Genomic DNA, 17,508 nt, shown 5'->3' with positions numbered 1-17,508 from the left:
GGACGTCAGTCGTCCTCGGTCTGCGGCTCGTCTCCCTCGATCTTGATCCCCATGTCCTCCAGCTTCTTGTCCAGATCGACGACGTACTTCCAAGGCAGCTTTTTGCGCTGATACTTGCGGAAGAGCAGATCACGCAGCTCCAGCCAGCGCTCCGGGGGTGGATTTTCCAGCGGCATCCACGTCTCGCCATCGGGATGGGCATAGCGAAACAGCCATTCACGCGAGTTCCAGTACGCGCGGATGTATTGTTTGCGACCGTCTTCGAGACGCTCATGCCATTCGTGGATTTGGTTTTTGGTCATTTGAGAGCACGCAGAATGCGCTAGTATCGCTCCCATGCAAGCCGCCAGCCCCGGCAGTTCCCCTGCCCTGCCGAAACTCCTGCTCTATCTTCTCGCTGTCATGCTTGGCGGGGCGCTGCTGTCCGCGCCTTTGTTTCACCTTGGCAAAGCCGCCCATGGCTGGCTTTCCACTTCATCCCTGCATGAGGCCGGGCTGGTGAAGTGGTTGCTCTCAGAAATCGAGCGGGCGCAGTTTACCCGCTACTTCAACCGCGCCGTGCTCGTCTGCGCCCTGGCCTTTATCTGGCCCTTCATGCGCTGGGTGCGGCTGGAGCGCACGCTGCTGCCCGCCTGGCGTCCGTTCAAAACGGGGCTCAAACAATGGGCCGTCGGCTTTGTTCTGGCCTCGGGTCTGCTGCTCGCGCTCGGGTTCATTTTCCTCAAGATCGGCGCCTATCAACTGCGCCCCGACCCGCGCTGGTGGAAACTGGGGGAACCCATCACCGCGGCACTCGGCGCTGGCATCGTGGAGGAGTTTTTCTTCCGCAGTCTGCTGCTGGGTCTGCTGTTGCGGACCATGAAGGAGACAAAAGCCCTGCTTTCACTCACCTTCGTCTTCGCCCTGGTGCATTTCCTCAAACCCCCGGAAGGCTGGCAGATCAGTGATGCCGCCGTCACCTGGAGCAGTGGATTCCTCGTGCTCCGACAAATCGCCGTCGGCTTTGGGGATGTGCACTTTCTCCTCGCTGAATTTGCCACGCTCTTCGCCGTCGGCTGGGTGCTGGCCAAAGCGCGCATGCAAACGGGGGCGTTGTGGGCCGGCATCGGCCTGCATGGCGGCTGGGTCTTTGGTCTGAAATACTTCAGCGCCCTGACCACCTATTCCGGCAGCTGGCTGCCCTGGATCGGAGCCAATTTGAAGATTGGACTCATGCCGCTGTGCACGGTTCTGGCCACCGGCTGGATCGCCTGCCGTCTGCTGCGCACGCGATAATTCATTTGCAGCATGGGTGTCCGCACGGATCATGCCGCATGCAACTCCATGCCGGAGTGGCGGAATTGGTAGACGCGCCAGACTTAGGATCTGGTTGGGAAACTAGTGCAGGTTCGAGTCCTGTCTCCGGCACTTGCGAAGGAGAAATGGCAAATTTTGAGTGTTGCGACGAAACCTCGAAAAAATGTACCTTGGCCACTTCTTGGCCACTTTTGCGGAGCAACATCCCCGGCCAGTTTGTTGGCTGGGCAGACTTCCACACTTGGCTTGCCCACAGGGTGGACTGCAATTTGCCCCTCTTTCGCGTTATAAGAAATTGAGAAGCCGGGCATTATCCCCAGCTCTCTCATCCACCCACATGCCCCGGCGAACCCATTATTCGCCCTGCATCAACCGGGTCATCGTCTGCGCATTGTATCATGAAGGCCGGCGGCTACGCCGTCCCATGACACAACTGGTCAACGATCTGCTCACTTCATCCCTGCAACACACGCAGGGTTGGAGCATCGCTGCCACGCAGATGAGCGTCCCGGCTCAGGGCCGCATTCAGGAGGCTGGCAACAACTGCTAGCCGCTCTACGTCGTCACAATATCCCACTTCATCCACCCGGTTCCCTCGCAAGAGGGGCCGGGTGTTTTGTTGTCGGGCCATGTGGCGGCTTCTTCATCCACCCAAGCACACCCACCCCACATCAGGAGACACAACATCATGGCCATCAAACTCAGCGCCAACTACAGCAAAAAACTCGGACTGCCTCAGTACAGCAGCCACAGCTTCAGCGCCTCCGTTGAAGTCGAGCTCAGTGACATCACCCAGGTCGAAGCCGAAGTGCAGAAGCTCTACCAGCTCTTGCAACAGTCCGTCGATCAGGAAATCCAGCACCCCGGTTTCGTCCCGACGGCCAGTACCAACGGCAACGGGCAGGCGGCGTCACAATCAAATGGGCGCTCCTACCCGGTCAACGGCAACAATCGCTCTGCTCCACCGCCCGTCACGGATCGCTGGAACTGCACCGATGGCCAGCGCGGGTTTATCCTGCGCATTGTCAGCGAGAACGCCAGCATCACCAAACAGGTGGCGGAGGATCTGTCCCAGCAGCTCTTCGGCATCGGCGTCAAGCAGCTCAACAAGATGCAGGCGTCTCAGTTGATTGAGGACCTGCTCGTCAAAGCAGGCAAGCCCGCACCACGCCAGACCCGCTGGCAGCAACAACCCACCGCCCAAGCTGCATGAACACACCCGCTGCCTCACCACCGGAGCGCAGCGAGCAGGACATCATCACCGCATTGCAGGCAACAGTGTCAGCTTCACGGCTGTCGCTGTTCCTGCAATGCCGGTTGAAGTTCTACTTCCGCTACGTGCTCAAGCTCAAGAAACCCAAGACAGCCTCGCTCCATCTCGGCAATGCGGTTCACGCCGTGTTGAAAGCCTGGAATAAGGCACGCTGGGTGCAGCAACCGCTCTCGCTCAAGGTGGTCCATGAAACCTACCAAACAGCCTGGGCGGACGATACCGAGGGATCGGTGACATGGGAAACCGGGGAGGAGGAGGCCGACAAAACCACCGGCTGGCGTCTGCTCGACACCTATCTGCGCGAAAGTCATGTCCCTGCTGAGATCAAACCCGATGCCGTGGAAGTCCCGGTGGAGGCCGATCTGCAACAGCATGGGCTGCCCCGTCTCATCGGCATTCTCGATCTGGTGCAGCAACGCCAGATCATCGACTACAAGACCAGTGCAACGACCCCCAACACGGACAAGGTCGCACACACCACTGAGATCCAGACCAGCAGCTATGCCATCCTGTATCGCCACAACACTGGTGCGCAGGAAGCCGGCATGCAGCTACATCACCTGGTCAAACTCAAAAATCCCAAAGTGGTCATCACCACACTGCCAGCCATGAGCCCACCGCAGCAGACGCGGTTGTTCCGGCAAATGGAGGCCTACCTCGAAGGATTGCAGCGTCGTGATTTCATCCCTTCGCCTGGGATGCACTGTTCAAGCTGTGAGTTCTTCAGCGAATGCCGCCGCTGGCATTAAACCATGCAGCAGGTCGGCGCTCACCACGAGCGCTGGCCTGCGGCCCATCCCCACATCTACAATGAAACATCTCATCCTCATCACCAGCCTGCTGGTGCTGTTCACGCCGAACACGCACGCAGGCTGGTTCTTCGACGATCCGCCGCCTGACCTCGGACCGGAATACCGGGCCAAGATCGTCAGGTTGGAAGATCGCATCTCGGAACAGCACGCCAGCACCACGCGCTGGGAGATTGCCACCGGCACTCTCGCCGTGGGCTGCGTGCTGTTGTTTGTCATCGGAACCGCCCTCGGGGCCAAAACACGCCAACATTATGATGGAACAACCAGAATGGGACGAACAGTCCCCACCGCTACCCCGGCAGCTCCCAACGGTGCCCGCCACCACTTGGGCGAAGCAGGCCCGCCAGATCGTCATTCGACGATGGCAGCCTGAACCGCTCAGCGAACCCGCCATTGACGATGCCCTGCCACATCTCAGCGCCATTGAGCGCTCTGCTGAGGTGATCAGCTTCACCTGTCGTCGATTTGAATACTGGCTCTCACCGCAGGGAACCTTGCGAGAGTGGTTCAAGTTCAACCTGCGTCTGGCCATAGGATTTGCGGTGCCAGCGTTGCTGGTGGCACCACTGGTCACGCTGGCCTTGAACCAGTTCAACCAGTGGATCGATGTCATCAGCAAGACGACCTCCAATGTTGTCCTGGTGCCGCTCTCGGTGCTGCTGGTTGTCGGTCTCATTGCCGGCTTGGTCTCCATTGGGAAATCCATTCTCTCGATGCGCCTGCGCCATCAACAGCGCCGGGATCCCTACAACTACTGACACGGCACCCACGACCCATACCCAACCCAGAGCCGGATGATCGCAGGATCGTCCGGCTCTTTTCATTTCAAGAAAGGAATTCACCCCATGGAAAGCATCACTTTGTATTTCCGCGAAGGCCCCTCCGACAAAGTGTACCAAGCCAGCATCTCCCCCAAGGATGATGGTTATCACGTACACTTCGCTTATGGCCGTCGCGGTTCCACACTCACCGTCGGCAGCAAAACGCAGACGCCGGTCGAATATCCCATCGCCAAAGGCATCTACGACAAACTCGTCCGTGAAAAGATGGCGAAGGGCTACACGCCTAGAGTCGACACTGCTCCCACCACACCACCAGAATCCCCCAACAAACACACCGGCATCCAGTGCCAGCTCCTCAATCCCATCAACGAACAGCAGCTTGACCAGTTCCTGCTCAATCCCGACTACTGGATGCAGGAGAAACTCGATGGGCGCCGCCTGCTCATCAAAAAGGACGGCGACCAGATCACTGGCATCAACCGCCTGGGTTTTCCCACTGCTGTTCCTGACGGGATCACACGCAACGTGGCCAAATACCCGCGCGACTTCGTTCTCGATGGCGAAGCTGTAGGAGACACCTTCCATGCCTTCGACATGCTCACCATCGGCCCGGAGGACATACGTCCTCTGGCGTTCTCGGTGCGGTATCTGCGGATGCGCGACATGCTCAACGCTTTCGATCATCCCCATATCCAGGAGGTGCGGGTATTCTTCCCCGCTCAAACGGCTGGCTGGTTCCAGCAGTTCAAAAGAGAGGGGAAGGAAGGCGTGGTGTTCAAACACAAGGACGCGCCGTACACTCCCGGCCGACCCAACAGCGGCGGCAGCCAGCTCAAATATAAGTTCTACGAAACCGCATCGTTCATCGTCACCAAGGTGAATGATAAACGGAGCGTCTCGTTGATCCTGTTCGAGGGCGACAAAGTGCGCCCCGCTGGCAACGTCACCATCCCACCCAATCACGATGTTCCCGCACCGGGAACCGTGGTTGATTGCCGCTACCTCTACGCGTTCAAGGAATCCGGCAGCATTTACCAGCCGGTTTACCTTGGCTCGCGCACCGACATCCGCGCCGCCGAATGCACCACCGCCCAGCTCAAGTACAAAGCTGAAACGGATACCTAGCACTACACCCACGCTCAAGCCCATGTGTCTTTATCAGCGCACGGGCTTGTTTGCGTACAACCCGAAAACTCATTCATCATGAAGAACATTGCCCCTTTTATCAGGATGGCAGCCTGTGCGCTGCTCGTCCTCACAGGCACCGCCTGCCCACGCTCCTCTTCGCAACCAGCCATCAAGGAACTGCGACAGGAATTCATCATCGTCGTCCCGCAAACCAACGTGAAGCCGGAGAAGCCATTGCATCCCGGCGATCAACCTCAACCACCACATCCATGAACCCCATCACTCTTCCCATTGCGGAATTGAAACCCGCCCTTGTTGGACTCGGCAAAGTGATCAATCCACGATCCACTCTGCCCATACTGCAGCACGTTAAAGTCGAGCGTACGGCCGATGGTTGGATTGCTCTCACGACCACCGATCTTGACCGCTTCGTCACCGTGCGTCTCGAACATCCCGCCACAGGGCCATCCATGACGGTTTTTATCCCCCATGACCAGCTCGTTCAGCTCACCAAAAACTGTGACCGCAATGAGAGCCTTCTCATTGATACCACGCCGGGAGGCCCCGTCATCAAATTCGCCCTGGCTGACAACCTCGGCGAATCCAAAGTGAAACTTATCCCACTTGCAGAGTTCCCGGTGACACCGCGACTTCCTGGCGAGGCCATCCCGCTGCCGCCCGAACTGCGCCGCTCCATTCACGAAGCGATGGAATGTGCCAGCATCGACAGCACACGGTATGTTCTCAATGGCACCTTCATCGACGCCAGCAACCCGAAGGCCAATTACGTCGTCGGCACCGACGGCAAGCATCTGTACAGCGCAAACTCCTTTGCGCTGCCCTTGAAGCACTCCGTCATTATTCCGAACAACAAGTTCCTCGGCTGGAAGGAATTCAACAACGACGGCGAATGGCAGCTTAAGGCGGACGACAAAACGGTCCAGCTCAGCAGCCGACGCTGGCGGTTCATCAGCAAACAGATCGACGGGAACTATCCCAATTGGCGGCAAACCATTCCGAACCCAGACGACGCCAAGACCCACATCACTCTCGATGCGGCAAAACTGGAAACGCTCATCAAGCTCATCCAGCGCATGCCTTGTCACGATGCGGAGAAGTACCAGACCCTCGGCTTGGAATGTAAAGAAGGGCAATTGCTGCTCCTCGGCAAAGACAACGGCAACGAGCCATGGACCCGAGTCCCTGTGCTCGATGCCAAAGTTCAGGGTCCGGAAGCACTGATCTTCCTGAGCCGACGCTTCCTCATCAAGGCCCTCGATTACGGCCTAAACACCATCAGCATCATCGATCAAATCGCCCCCCTGCGTTTTCACAACAAGGGCAGGCAGATGATCGTGATGCCACTGCGACCTGATGGCCCCTCCTCCAGACCATCAGCAAACCCACAACCGGCACTGGTAAACATGCCACCATCCCGGCCAGTTCTGCCGCCTGCACCACCACCCCAACACATGATCACTCATCCCACCACCGAAGGGCCTGCATCAGGCGAACCCAAAAGCGCCACGGAAGAAGTCATCGATCTGACCTTGCTCCTCCGGGACAAGCTCAACGAAGGTTTCAACCTGCTGCGTGAGCTCTCCATCAAGCTGAAGGCCATCCACCGTGACCAGAAGACAAGCGCTCGGGAGCTGAATTCCGTCCGCACCACCCTGCGCTCGCTGCAAAGCCTCAAACTGTAATCCACCACCCACACACCCCATGGAGCCAGGCGCGTCTTCAGCGACGTGCCTGGCTCCTTTCGTTTTATGAAACGCATCTCGTCCATTGTCTTCGACAGGCACGAGCGTCCCAAGCGAGCCACCATCATCACCCCGCTCGGCACCATCAAGGTCGAGTGGCGGGAAGTGACCGGAAATCGCTACTGGACCAGCTCAGGCGAGCTGCCAGCCAAGCAGCTCGCCGTTCCCGTCATCCAAAGAATCGAGCGTCTCTTTTGCTGACGCTCTCAACTACGAACCACAATATCATCATGATTGCTCAACTCGAACCTGAAGCCCCCACGTTTATCAAACGTCCTCATCCCAACCTCATCCTCCACTGCGGCGCTCGTGCCGCTGAACGGAAGGAAATCATCGCCGTCCCCACTCCTCATTCCACAGAAAGCTGGAGTCCCATCCCGCACATTGAACTGGTGAAGCAGGTGGAAGGCACGATTCGCAGCAACGGCCTGACTGTCGGCACCCAAGCTCACAGCCTCACACACGATGGCATGCGCTACTTTGGCCTCATGGAAATCCAACGTCGTGAACACGACAAGGATTACTGCTGGGTGCTCGGCCTGCGCAACAGTCACGACAAGACATTCCCCGCAGGCATTGTGGCAGGATCATCCGTGTTTTGCTGCGACAATCTCGCGTTTTACGGGGAGGTCAAACTCGCCCGCAAGCACACCCGGTTCATCATGCGTGATCTGCCCGGCCTCGTCCAGAGCGCCGTGGGCAGACTGATGGAGCGCTGGCACCATCAGGACAGCCGCATCGCCAGCTACAAACTCACCGATCTGGACGACCGAACTGCCCACGATCTCGTGGTGCGGGCTTTGGATGTCGGCGTTTGTCCCAACCGTCACATCCCTCTGGTGCTGCATGAATGGCGTATGCCGCGCCATGAGGCGTTCCAGCCCCGGAACGTCTGGAGCCTCTTCAATGCGTTCACCGAAACGCTGAAAGGCAATCTCACCGAACTCCCTCGCCGCACGGAAGCCCTCCACGGCCTGCTCGACAACCACGTCGGGCTTTCCGCCTAGCTGCGCTTGATTCCCAGAGGATCAGGCTGCCGCAGGCGGAACGGAAAAGCTTCTCTCACAAGAGGACCTTTTCTTTTAGCTATCACACATTGTCTGCTGCGTGCTCCATATTAAATCTCGTTGAAAGAGGTCTTCAAAAGTAATGACCCGAGCTACACCCTTGACCTTTTTGTCATGTCAGCTACTATTGAAACTCCGTCGCCGATGAAACACCTCTTGCAAATCCTCGCACTCGTATTGCTGGCACTCATGGTGCCTGCTTCGGTGTGCTGTTTGGGAGTGGAAGTATTGACCGAGCATCACTGTGACAGCCGGAGCGAAACGGAACACCAGTCGGAGACTCCCTGTCTGCCGGATTGTCCCAGCGACACTATCTCCCATAGCCAGGTGCCTGTTTTGGTTGCGATGCCGCAAATGCAGATGGTTGAAATCACAGATCTCATCCAGGCGATGCTTCGTTTGAATGAGTCGGCTGCGGTAAGTGCCGTGCCAGTGCCTTTGATGACCACCGCGCCGCCGCAGTTGCGGACGACATGGGTGTTTGTGAGCCGTGCGGCATTGCCTGTACGTGCCCCTTCGGCTCTGGCCTAATTTTTCCGTGCGTAGCACCGCCCAAAGGGTGGTGAATGAATGCGCCGGAGTGATGCACGCTCCTGATCAGCGGTGTGCATCTGCCTTCCTCATTTCGAGGTTGTTTCGTGCTTTTGCCTGCCACTCAAACCGTTCCCATCATGCGCTCCGTCCTTTATCCTTTTATTCTGTTAATCCCCCTGTCTGCGATCCTCTCAGAGGAACCGCCCACGCCCAAATCCATCGAGCATTTGGTCTCGATCACGCTTGCCGCCAACCCGGAAATTCGCTTCTACGAAGCGGAGATTGCCAAGAGCAAGGCCATGCGCAGCACGGCGGGCAGGCAGTCAAATCCCACCATCGAACTGCAATACGGGAAGAACGCACTTTACGCACCCGACGGCAGCTCCGATGGCCTGGCGTTTTCGGCCAGCCTCGCGCAACCTATCGAGTGGCCGGGGCGTCTCGGTTTACGAAAGGCGATTGCAAACCGCGATGTCTTGCTAGCCGAGCTCGGCCTGGAGCGCTTTCGTTTTCATCTCGCCTCACGTGTGAGGGTGCTGGCTTACTCCCTCGCCGCACAGCAGGATGTTGCCCGTGCGGCAGGCGAAGTCGCCACTCGTTATGCCTCATTGCGAGAGGTCATGGTGCAGCGCGACTCTGCGGGCATCGCTCCGCAGTTGGAGATCGTCACCATTGAGGCGGCGGCGCTCGTGGCTGAATCGAGCGCGGCCAAAGCCGCTGTGGCCGTGCAGCAGGCATTGCTGGAATTGAACCAGCTCATGGGCCGCCGTGCTGATGCCCCACTGGTCGTCCTTCGGAGCGCCTTCGAGATGAAAACGGCTCCGTCGCTTGAAGGGCTGCTGATCACAGCCATGAACAATCACTATGACCTGCGCATCCGGCGCTCGGAACTAGAGCAGCAAGGCTTCAAAGTCGCGCTGGCGAAAAATGAGCGCTATCCCACGGTTACCGTCGGGCCGTTCTTCCAGCAGCAGAATGCCCCAGCACTGGAAAATCAGTCGGTGATTGGCGTCGGTGTGTCATTTCCGCTTCCATCCTGGAAAAATGGCAAGGCTGAAGTCACTGCGGCTGAAGCACGCCAGATGCAGGCACAGGCAAGCCTCAGCACTGCACAGCGCCAGGTGGAGCGGCAGGTCACGGAAGCCATGCTGATCTTCAAAACACAACGGACTCGCCTCGCTCTATGGAAGAAAGATACGATGTCCAAGTTCAGCGACGCGGCAGCGCTGGCGGATCGTCATTATCGTCTCGGAGCCGTGCCGATGAGCACCTTCGTCGATTTGCAGGACAAGTATCTCGCTGCTGTGGAGGCCATCAACGACACCCAGGTCCAGGCGCTCGACGCAGCTCTCATGCTGGAGGCACTCACCGGAGCGCCCGGCAGTCTCGTCACCCTCGCTGCCCCCGCTGCCCAAAAGCCATAACCGCACTCGCCCATGAAACTTATTTTGTCACTCCTGCTCATTTCTATTGCCGCTTTTCTAACGAGTTGCAGCAAGTCCACCGCCAGCATCACTGCCGACGATGACGATGCCGGTTCCTCCGCTGAAACCGGCGCGCAGCTCAAAGAAGGCCACGGCCTGTCACTCACACCGCTGATGACGAAGGCCATCGGCCTGCAAACCGCCGAAGTGCAGGAGGAAAAAATCGCACCCGTCTTCACCGCCGCCTTGCAGACCATGGAGCAGGGCACCGAGGCCAGCGGCTGGATCACCGAGACCCAGGCCGCCCGCGTGCAGCCCGGCATGGAGGTGGAACTCGATCATGCGGGCGGCAAAACCACCGGCAGCGTGCTTCGCCTTGAGAAGTCACCTTACGTCACGCTTGGCGACTTCGAGGTCAAGGTGCAAGCCCGAGAGATCATCAACGCAGGCACCGCACTCACGGCGACGTTTCGTTTTCCTACAGGCGAGGCCGTGCCAACGATTCCAAAAAGTGCGCTGCTCACAACGGCAGAGGGCACTTTTGTGTATGCAAAGAATGACGTTTTCTACGTCCGCACGCCTGTCAAGGTTGGCGCAAGGAGCAATGACCAGATCGAAATCACCGACGGTCTCTACGCAGGCGATGAAATCGTCACCTCCGGAGTGATGTCCCTCTGGCTTGCGGAGCTGCAAGTCCTGCGCGGCGGCAAATCCTGCACCTGTGGCCACTGATACCATGCTTACACATCTCATCACCCTCGCCATGCGACAGCGGCCTGCCGTGCTGCTCGCCATGCTGCTGCTCATCGGCATTGGCTCATGGTCGGCCATCAACCTGCCGATTGATGCCGTGCCGGACATCACGAATCCGCAGGTGCAGATCAATACCGCTGTCTCCGCGCTTGCGCCGGAGGAGATCGAAAAACTAGTGACCTTTCCCATCGAAATGGAAATGGCCGGCTTGCCGGGCATGGTAGAACTGCGCTCACTGTCCAAATTCGGACTCTCTCAGGTCACGATGATTTTTCACGATGACGTGGACATCTACCGCACCCGCCAGCTTGTCACCGAGCGACTGCAGGGCGTGCTTGATGAATTGCCGCCTGGTCTCGCACCAAAACTCGCTCCCATCGCAACGGGCCTTGGTGAAATTTTTTATTACAGCCTCGACTACACTGAAGAGGCGAAGACCCGGCCTGCCACACGGGAGGAGCAGCTTATGGCCCTGGCACAAATCCAGGAGTATCAGGTGAAACCTCTGCTGCGTGGCACACCCGGTGTGGCTGAGGTGAACACCAGTGGCGGCTATCGCAAGCAGATCGTCATCCAGCCTGATCCCACCCGCCTTGCCGCACGCGGTCTTTCGCTTGCCATGCTCGCCGAGATCGTGCAGCAGCACACCCGCAACGCCGGCGGTGGTTATGTCGAGATCGGCGGCGAACAGTTGATCATCCGCGCTGCCAGCCGTGTGAATGAGATCGAGCAGATTCTTGCCATCCCCTTAAAATTCGCCGGAGGTGTAAAGCCCATCCTGCTGAGCGAAGTTGCCACGGTGAGCATCGGTTCCGCCTTTCGCACTGGCGCGGCCACCGATGATGGCCGCGAGGCCCTCGTGGGTGCCACGATCATGCTTGCTGGTGAAAACTCCCGTCTCGTTGCTCAGGCCGTGCGTGCCCGTCTCACCGAAATCCAGGAAAAGCTGCCCCAGGGCGTCGCCATTCGCACCCTGTACGACCGCAGTGATCTCGTCAGCCGCACCATCGGCACCGTGGAGAAAAATCTGGTCGAAGGGGCCGTGCTCGTCGTCGTGGTGCTTTTTGCACTGCTCGGCAATTTCCGCGCCGCCTTCATCGTCGCGCTCGTCATCCCCCTGTCCATGCTTGTCGCGATGACGGGCATGGTTCACTGGCGAATCAGTGGGAATTTAATGAGCCTTGGTGCCATTGATTTCGGTCTCATCATTGATGGCGCGGTCGTCATGGTGGAAAACATCGTGCGTCATCTCGGCGAAAGACAGCATGCGCTGGGACGCAAACTCACTGTCAGCGAGCGCACCGAGGAGGTGCTCAAGTCCGCCAAGGAAGTGGCCAACCCCATGTTCTTTGGTGTGCTTATCATCACGGTTGTCTATGTGCCCATCCTCGCCTTGCAGGGCATTGAGGGGAAAATGTTCAAGCCTATGGCGCTGGTGGTCATGCTCGCGCTCGGGGGTTCGCTCGCTCTTGCTGTCACCCTGATGCCTGTGTTGTGCTCCTTTCTGCTCGGTGGCAAGATTCAGGAGAAAGACAACTGGCTCGTGACTCTCACGAAGCGTCTCTATACCCCGCTGCTCCATTTCGGCCTGCGTTTCCGTCTGTTCATCGTGCTGCCCATGCTCCTGCTGTTTGGCTCCTCGCTATGGGTGCTTTCACGGCTCGGCTCCGAGTTCATTCCGCAGCTTGATGAGGGCGACTTCTCCTTTCAGCTCATTCGCAGCAGCAGCGCCGGGATTACTGCTTCCATCGACCTGCAAAAGCAGAGCGAAGCCCTCATCCGGCGCGACTTCCCGGAGGTAAAGGAAATGTTCTCTCGTATTGGCACGGCCGAGGTCGCCACCGACCCGATGAATCCAAATGTCGCCGACACTTACCTCATGCTCAAACCACGCGAGCAGTGGCGCAAGGAAAATGGCAGGCCCATCAGCAAAGAGGAACTGGGCGCACTGATGCGCAAGGCTCTGCTCAGTCAGGTGCCCGGCCAGAACGTGCTCGTCACCCAGCCCATCCAGATGCGCTTCAACGAGATCATGGCCGGAGCACGTGCCGACCTTGTATGCAAAATTTTCGGCGACAGCTATGACGAGCTTGAACGCATCGCCGGAGAGGTTCGTACCGCGATCACCGCCGTTCGCGGTGGGGGTGAGACCGCTTTCGACAGCATTGGCAAGAATCCCATGATTGAAATTCAGCCCGACCGTGCTGCGCTGCGCAAATACAACGTCCACACCGAAGAGTTGAACCGCCTGGTCGAAACCGCACTGGCTGGTGATGAGGTTGGGCTCGTCATCGACGGCAACAAACGCAGTCCCATCGTTGTGCGTCTTGCCGAGGATCGACGCAGCGATCTAGAAGCTCTCAAGCACCTTGCTGTGCCTACCGATGGCGGGGGAATGCTGGCGCTCGGCCAGATCGCCAAGATCGTTCTCGTGCCTCAGCCCGTGCAGATTGCCCGCGAGAAAACCCAGCGCCGCGTTAGCATCCTCATCAACGTGCGGGGCCGTGATAGCTCCGGTTTCGTCGCGGAAGCCACGCAGGCCATCCGTGAGAAGGTGAAGTTCCCTGACGGATATTACTTTGAGTTCGGCGGTCAGTTTAAGAACCTCCAGGAAGCCAAAGCACGACTCACCATCGTCGTCCCGCTTGCGTTGGGCACCATTTTTGTGCTCATCTTCCTCAGCTTCGGCTCATTCCGGCAGGCCACGCTCATCTTTATGTGTGTGCCTCTGGCGGTCACGGGCGGCATCTTTGCTCTTCATCTGCGGGGCATGCCGTTTACCATCAGTGCTGCGGTTGGATTCATCGCCTTGAGCGGGATCGCCGTCTTGAACGGCATCATGCTTATCAGCTACATCAACCAGCTCCGCAGTGAGGGCCGCGAACTGCGGGATGCCGTAGTCGAAGGCACGCTCACCCGGCTTCGCCCCAAGCTCATGACCGCGCTCGTAGCCAGCCTCGGGTTTGTCCCAATGGCGCTCGCCGACGGTGCTGGAGCGGAAGTCCAGCGCCCCATAGCCACCGTCGTCATCGGTGGCATCCTCACCTCCACTTTCCTCACCCTGCTCGTCGTGCCTGTGCTCTACGACTGGATCGAACGGAAAACCAAACCCACAACAAACACACCATGAAAACACTGCTGAACCTCCTCATCATCGCCGCTCTCGCCTCCACTTCCGCTTTTGCTGATCTCAAGGTCAAAGCCGGACCGCGAAAAGGTCTCATTCTCGATCTCGGAGCAACGCAAGCCGAGTTCCTCGTCGAGAAAGACCGCAGCATCAGCATAGCCATGTATGACGCCGCTCTGAAAGCCCAGCCCGCCAGCAGCGAAGTCATCACTGCCACTGCCGAAGCCCCGACCGGCAAAACCAAGATCGAATTCGAGAAGAAAGGCGACCTGGTTGTTTCCAAAAACAAGCTCCCCGAAGGTGAAGGCTATCAAGTTGTCCTTCAGGTCAAGACCACCTCAGAGAGCAAGCCCAAAAACTTTCGCATCAAGCTCATTCTGGGCATCTGTGAAAAGTGCCACAATCCCGAATACGCCTGCACCTGCGACGAATGAACAGCGTTGCCAGAAACTCCTGACCTCCTGGCATGAAGTCTGGAGGTCAAAAAATAACATTGAACAAATTCAACTCCGCTCCCATCATACTGCCGTCATGTTGCTCCTCCGCAAACGCATCCTTCCCACGCTGGCCGTTCTGCTCGTGGCGTGTGCGCAGGTGTTTGGGATGCAGCGCGGGTTTGTGTGTGATCATCAGGGCACGGTGGTTGTGACGGAGGCGGAGCATTGCCATCATGAGAAGGAAGACGGAAAGACAGGCTTTGCTGTTTGCTCTGAGGACTCACACAAGGATGACGGTGAGCATGAGGATACAGAGCATCATGCTCCTTTGACGGTGGATTTGCTGGCCAGTGCCACAGGTTTGGCAACCGTGTCCATCCCGTCTTTTGTGGCCGTCCTAGTGGCAGAAAATCCAGTTCATGAGTGGGTGCTAATTCAGACTCTCACGGTGAATGAAATGATGATGTCACCCCACGACACCGGGGGCGAGAGTTCGCCACCTGCGGCGTTGCAGGTGGCACGTTGCATGGTGATTTTGGTTTGAGAGAAGTCTGCGCCTCCGTCCACGACTGACGTTTGAGGGCGCTCCGATTTCCCCCCCGTTTCTCAGGCATGGCATGTCCACGCCTACAAACTTCAAACCACTCTGTCTATGTTTCGATCATCTCTTCTATCTACATCTTTATTTTTAGCTGTCGCCTCTTCGGCCTCCGCGCTTTCCGTCACACTTGCTGACATTGGTCCACGGGTTCATTCGTCGAATCCATCCCTCAAGGCTGCCCGCATCATCGTGGAGGAGGCACGCGGTCGCCAGCTTGGTTCAGGTCGTCTTTCCAATCCGACGCTGAGCATGGACTGGCGCACAGAGAGCAAAGTCGAGCCAGGCAGCGCATTGCTTGCCTTCGAGCAGGCGTTCCCCATCACGCGACGCCTAAGCCTCGAAAAAAAGCTAACCAGCCAGATCATCACCACTGCTGAACTGGAGGTGCGTGATGCGGAGCGCCGCATGATCGCAACAGCACAAAGCCTGGCTGTCCAACTGCTGGCACTGGAGAAACAACGCGCATTGCGCCAGCAGCAGATCGCCCTGGCAACCAAGCTTTCTGACTATGCGAAAGGCAGGGCCAAAGCAGGCGAAATTTCCGTCCTGGACGTGGCGCAGATCGGGTTGGATGCGCAACGTCTGACGGTGGATTCACAGCGCATCGAAGCACTGCACACCAGCCTGTTGGGGGAGCTCAAGACCATGCTTGACTTGCCACCTGCGGATTCCCTGACCCTCTCCGGTGACTTGCCTGCCATCTCCCTGCCCGCCATCACGAACGTGTTAAATCAGCGCGCCGACTACCAGCTCGCGCAGACCAAGATGGCGGCGGCGCAAACGGATGCAGATCTTGCAAAAGCGAAGCGGTTGCAAGATGTGACGCTGGGGTTCATCGGAGGCCCGGAGCAGCAATATGTTCAAGGCACCGGCGAACAGCGCACAGGCTTCATTGGCTTCCGCATCTCTCTTCCACTACCCTTCTGGAATCGAAATCAGGGAGAGATCGCGGAGAAAACTGCCGTGAAAAGGAGGGTGGAGCTGGAGCGGGATGCTCTGGGCAAAAAGATCATCAATGAAGCAGATACGGCACGCGGTGAAATGCTCATCAACGCCCGCCTTGCGAAGGAGACAAAAGACAATCTGCTACCCCTTGCTCTGCAACAAACCGCGCAGTTGGAGAAAGCTTACGAAAGCGGCCAGGCTGATCTGATGACCGTGCTGCGTGCGCGTGAACAACGCCTGCAATTGGAGGCCTCCTCTCTGGACGCTCTGCGGGATTTCCATCTGGCCCGCATCCGCTACGAGGCTGCCATCGGCAAACATGCGCCTGCGGTTCCCGCCATGTCTATCAATCACTAATCATATCGCCCCAGTCCCGATTTTCATGAAAACACGTACTTTTAAATTCTTGCTCCTCGGTCTTGCCATGTCAGGCATGGCGTTCGCCGAAAGCGATCCAAAACGCGCCGCGAACACTGTGGTGCTGGATGAAACCGGTGTGAAAAACCTCCGCATCGAAACTGTGGAGGTCGAGGAAACCGATTTCGAGGGCACTATCTTCTCATTGGGCCGAATCGAAGCCATTCCGAACAAGATTGCCGCAGTGAGCAGCCGCATTTCTGGACGCATTGTGGAACTGAAGATCGCTCCTGGGGACATGGTGAAGAAAGATGACGAAGTGGGGAAGATTGAGAGCCGCCAGCCCGGTGATCCGCCGCCTGTCATACCGCTTAAAGCTCCACTCGGCGGCTTGGTGACGCGGGTCGATGCCCGCCTCGGCGATCCACTCGACCCGGAAAAGGCGCTGCTGGAAATCACTGATCTCAGCGAGGTCTATGCCGTGGCCCGTGTTCCCGAACATCAGGCCGGACGTATGAAATCTGGCACTGAGGCTCATATCAAAGTGGCCGCGCTTCCAAACGAAAAATTCAACGGTGAATTGCTGCGTTTTGGAACCAGTGCAGACAAGGAAAGCGGTACAATTGATGCCATCTTCCGCCTGACCAATCCCGGCGGACTGCTGCGGGCTGGCATGCGTGCGGAGTTCTCCATTGTGATGAGCAAGCGCACCACTGTAGTTAGCGTTCCTCGCGCTGCCTTGCAGGGCGAATCCAGCAACCGCTTTGTCTATGTGAAGGACTTCGATCTGCCGAATGCCTTTGTAAAAACCCAGGTGCAGGTTGGTGAGATAAATGACCGGTTTGTCGAAATCACCAAAGGCCTGCTTCCAGCGGATGAAGTCGTCACGCGCGGGGCCTATTCCCTGTCATTTGCCGGAGCCAGCAGCGTCTCGCTCAAAGAAGCGCTGGATGCGGCACACGGACATGAGCATGCGGAAGATGGCTCTGAGCTGACACCGGAGAAGAAAGCCGAGATGGAGGCGAAAAAAGGCGGCTTAGCAGGCAGCCATGCACACGCGGAGGAAGGAGTGAGTTCCATGTGGATGTATGCCAGCTTCGTTCTCATGGTTTTGCTGCTGCTATCCCTGTTCGCCAGGAAAGCAGCAAGCCCTTCTGATGAGGATGACGTTGCTGCGCAGAAACCCATCAAAAAGGAGGCTCACTAGCC

General features: G+C 57.9%; 20 protein-coding genes and 1 tRNA gene. 20 read left to right on the top strand and 1 reads right to left on the bottom strand.

The genetic code is table 11. From position 1 onward, the window contains the following. Window positions 1-5: 5 nt before the first annotated feature. Window positions 6-302: a hypothetical protein gene (locus AC3RLQ_RS24100; protein ID WP_461527393.1), complete on the bottom strand. Its 297-nt coding sequence runs from the start codon at window positions 300-302 to the stop codon at window positions 6-8. Window positions 303-336: 34 nt separating this feature from the next. Between AC3RLQ_RS24100 and AC3RLQ_RS24095 the strand changes: the two genes are divergently transcribed. From AC3RLQ_RS24095 to AC3RLQ_RS24000, 20 genes are all read left to right on the top strand, one after another. Further along, entirely contained in the window at window positions 337-1,275 is a 939-nt protein-coding gene (locus tag AC3RLQ_RS24095) for a CPBP family intramembrane glutamic endopeptidase (protein ID WP_493031206.1), read from the top strand. A 50-nt stretch (window positions 1,276-1,325) separates the two neighbouring features. Then, window positions 1,326-1,407: transfer RNA gene (locus tag AC3RLQ_RS24090), tRNA-Leu, on the top strand. Between the two features lie 226 nt (window positions 1,408-1,633). Further along, entirely contained in the window at window positions 1,634-1,846 is a 213-nt protein-coding gene (locus AC3RLQ_RS24085; protein ID WP_493031205.1) for a hypothetical protein, read from the top strand. Window positions 1,847-1,984: 138 nt separating this feature from the next. Next, window positions 1,985-2,509 carry a hypothetical protein gene (locus AC3RLQ_RS24080; RefSeq protein ID WP_493031204.1) on the top strand — a complete coding sequence of 175 codons (525 nt, stop codon included), beginning with the start codon at window positions 1,985-1,987 and terminating at the stop codon, window positions 2,507-2,509. Continuing rightward, window positions 2,506-3,318, top strand: coding sequence for a RecB family exonuclease (locus AC3RLQ_RS24075; protein WP_493031203.1), 813 nt, complete (start codon window positions 2,506-2,508; stop codon window positions 3,316-3,318). The genes AC3RLQ_RS24080 and AC3RLQ_RS24075 overlap by 4 nt, the downstream gene beginning before the upstream one ends. A 61-nt stretch (window positions 3,319-3,379) precedes the next feature. Continuing rightward, the gene (locus AC3RLQ_RS24070) at window positions 3,380-3,754 is read left to right on the top strand and encodes a hypothetical protein (RefSeq protein ID WP_493031202.1); all 375 of its coding nucleotides are present in this window, start codon (window positions 3,380-3,382) and stop codon (window positions 3,752-3,754) included. After that, window positions 3,693-4,139, top strand: a complete 447-nt coding sequence (locus AC3RLQ_RS24065) for a hypothetical protein (protein ID WP_493031201.1) — start codon at window positions 3,693-3,695, stop codon at window positions 4,137-4,139. The genes AC3RLQ_RS24070 and AC3RLQ_RS24065 overlap by 62 nt, the downstream gene beginning before the upstream one ends. Before the next feature lie 87 nt (window positions 4,140-4,226). Continuing rightward, on the top strand, window positions 4,227-5,288 hold the full coding sequence (locus AC3RLQ_RS24060) for a WGR domain-containing protein (RefSeq protein ID WP_493031200.1): 1,062 nt from the start codon (window positions 4,227-4,229) through the stop codon (window positions 5,286-5,288). Between the two features lie 78 nt (window positions 5,289-5,366). Continuing rightward, a complete protein-coding gene (locus tag AC3RLQ_RS24055; RefSeq protein ID WP_493031199.1) occupies window positions 5,367-5,564 on the top strand; it encodes a hypothetical protein in 198 nt (65 codons plus the stop codon). Continuing rightward, window positions 5,561-6,994: a DNA polymerase III subunit beta family protein gene (locus tag AC3RLQ_RS24050; RefSeq protein ID WP_493031198.1), complete on the top strand. Its 1,434-nt coding sequence runs from the start codon at window positions 5,561-5,563 to the stop codon at window positions 6,992-6,994. Before AC3RLQ_RS24055 ends, AC3RLQ_RS24050 begins: the two co-directional genes overlap by 4 nt. A gap of 66 nt (window positions 6,995-7,060) precedes the next feature. Beyond that, on the top strand, window positions 7,061-7,255 hold the full coding sequence (locus tag AC3RLQ_RS24045) for a hypothetical protein (protein WP_493031197.1): 195 nt from the start codon (window positions 7,061-7,063) through the stop codon (window positions 7,253-7,255). Window positions 7,256-7,284: 29 nt separating this feature from the next. Further along, window positions 7,285-8,061, top strand: a complete 777-nt coding sequence (locus tag AC3RLQ_RS24040) for a DUF932 domain-containing protein (protein ID WP_493031196.1) — start codon at window positions 7,285-7,287, stop codon at window positions 8,059-8,061. A gap of 120 nt (window positions 8,062-8,181) precedes the next feature. Then, entirely contained in the window at window positions 8,182-8,652 is a 471-nt protein-coding gene (locus tag AC3RLQ_RS24035) for a hypothetical protein (RefSeq protein WP_493031195.1), read from the top strand. 140 nt (window positions 8,653-8,792) lie between these two features. Continuing rightward, window positions 8,793-10,079 (top strand): TolC family protein, encoded by a 1,287-nt coding sequence (locus AC3RLQ_RS24030; RefSeq protein ID WP_493031194.1) that lies wholly within the window; start codon window positions 8,793-8,795, stop codon window positions 10,077-10,079. A 12-nt stretch (window positions 10,080-10,091) separates the two neighbouring features. Continuing rightward, on the top strand, window positions 10,092-10,811 hold the full coding sequence (locus AC3RLQ_RS24025) for an efflux RND transporter periplasmic adaptor subunit (protein WP_493031193.1): 720 nt from the start codon (window positions 10,092-10,094) through the stop codon (window positions 10,809-10,811). A 4-nt stretch (window positions 10,812-10,815) separates the two neighbouring features. Continuing rightward, complete coding sequence (locus tag AC3RLQ_RS24020) at window positions 10,816-13,962, top strand: efflux RND transporter permease subunit (protein WP_493031192.1); 3,147 nt, start codon at window positions 10,816-10,818, stop codon at window positions 13,960-13,962. Then, complete coding sequence (locus AC3RLQ_RS24015) at window positions 13,959-14,393, top strand: hypothetical protein (protein ID WP_493031191.1); 435 nt, start codon at window positions 13,959-13,961, stop codon at window positions 14,391-14,393. Before AC3RLQ_RS24020 ends, AC3RLQ_RS24015 begins: the two co-directional genes overlap by 4 nt. Window positions 14,394-14,490: 97 nt before the next feature. Then, window positions 14,491-14,940 carry a hypothetical protein gene (locus AC3RLQ_RS24010; RefSeq protein ID WP_493031190.1) on the top strand — a complete coding sequence of 150 codons (450 nt, stop codon included), beginning with the start codon at window positions 14,491-14,493 and terminating at the stop codon, window positions 14,938-14,940. Window positions 14,941-15,246: 306 nt separating this feature from the next. Then, window positions 15,247-16,299, top strand: a complete 1,053-nt coding sequence (locus AC3RLQ_RS24005; protein ID WP_493031189.1) for a TolC family protein — start codon at window positions 15,247-15,249, stop codon at window positions 16,297-16,299. Between the two features lie 25 nt (window positions 16,300-16,324). Beyond that, on the top strand, window positions 16,325-17,506 hold the full coding sequence (locus AC3RLQ_RS24000; protein WP_493031188.1) for an efflux RND transporter periplasmic adaptor subunit: 1,182 nt from the start codon (window positions 16,325-16,327) through the stop codon (window positions 17,504-17,506). The last annotated feature ends 2 nt before the right edge of the window (window positions 17,507-17,508 follow it).

The sequence above is a fragment of the Prosthecobacter sp. GW821-HT29F12 genome (assembly GCF_058803405.1).
Note: the sequence above shows the minus strand (reverse complement) of the source record. Positions and strands in the feature narration are given on the sequence as shown.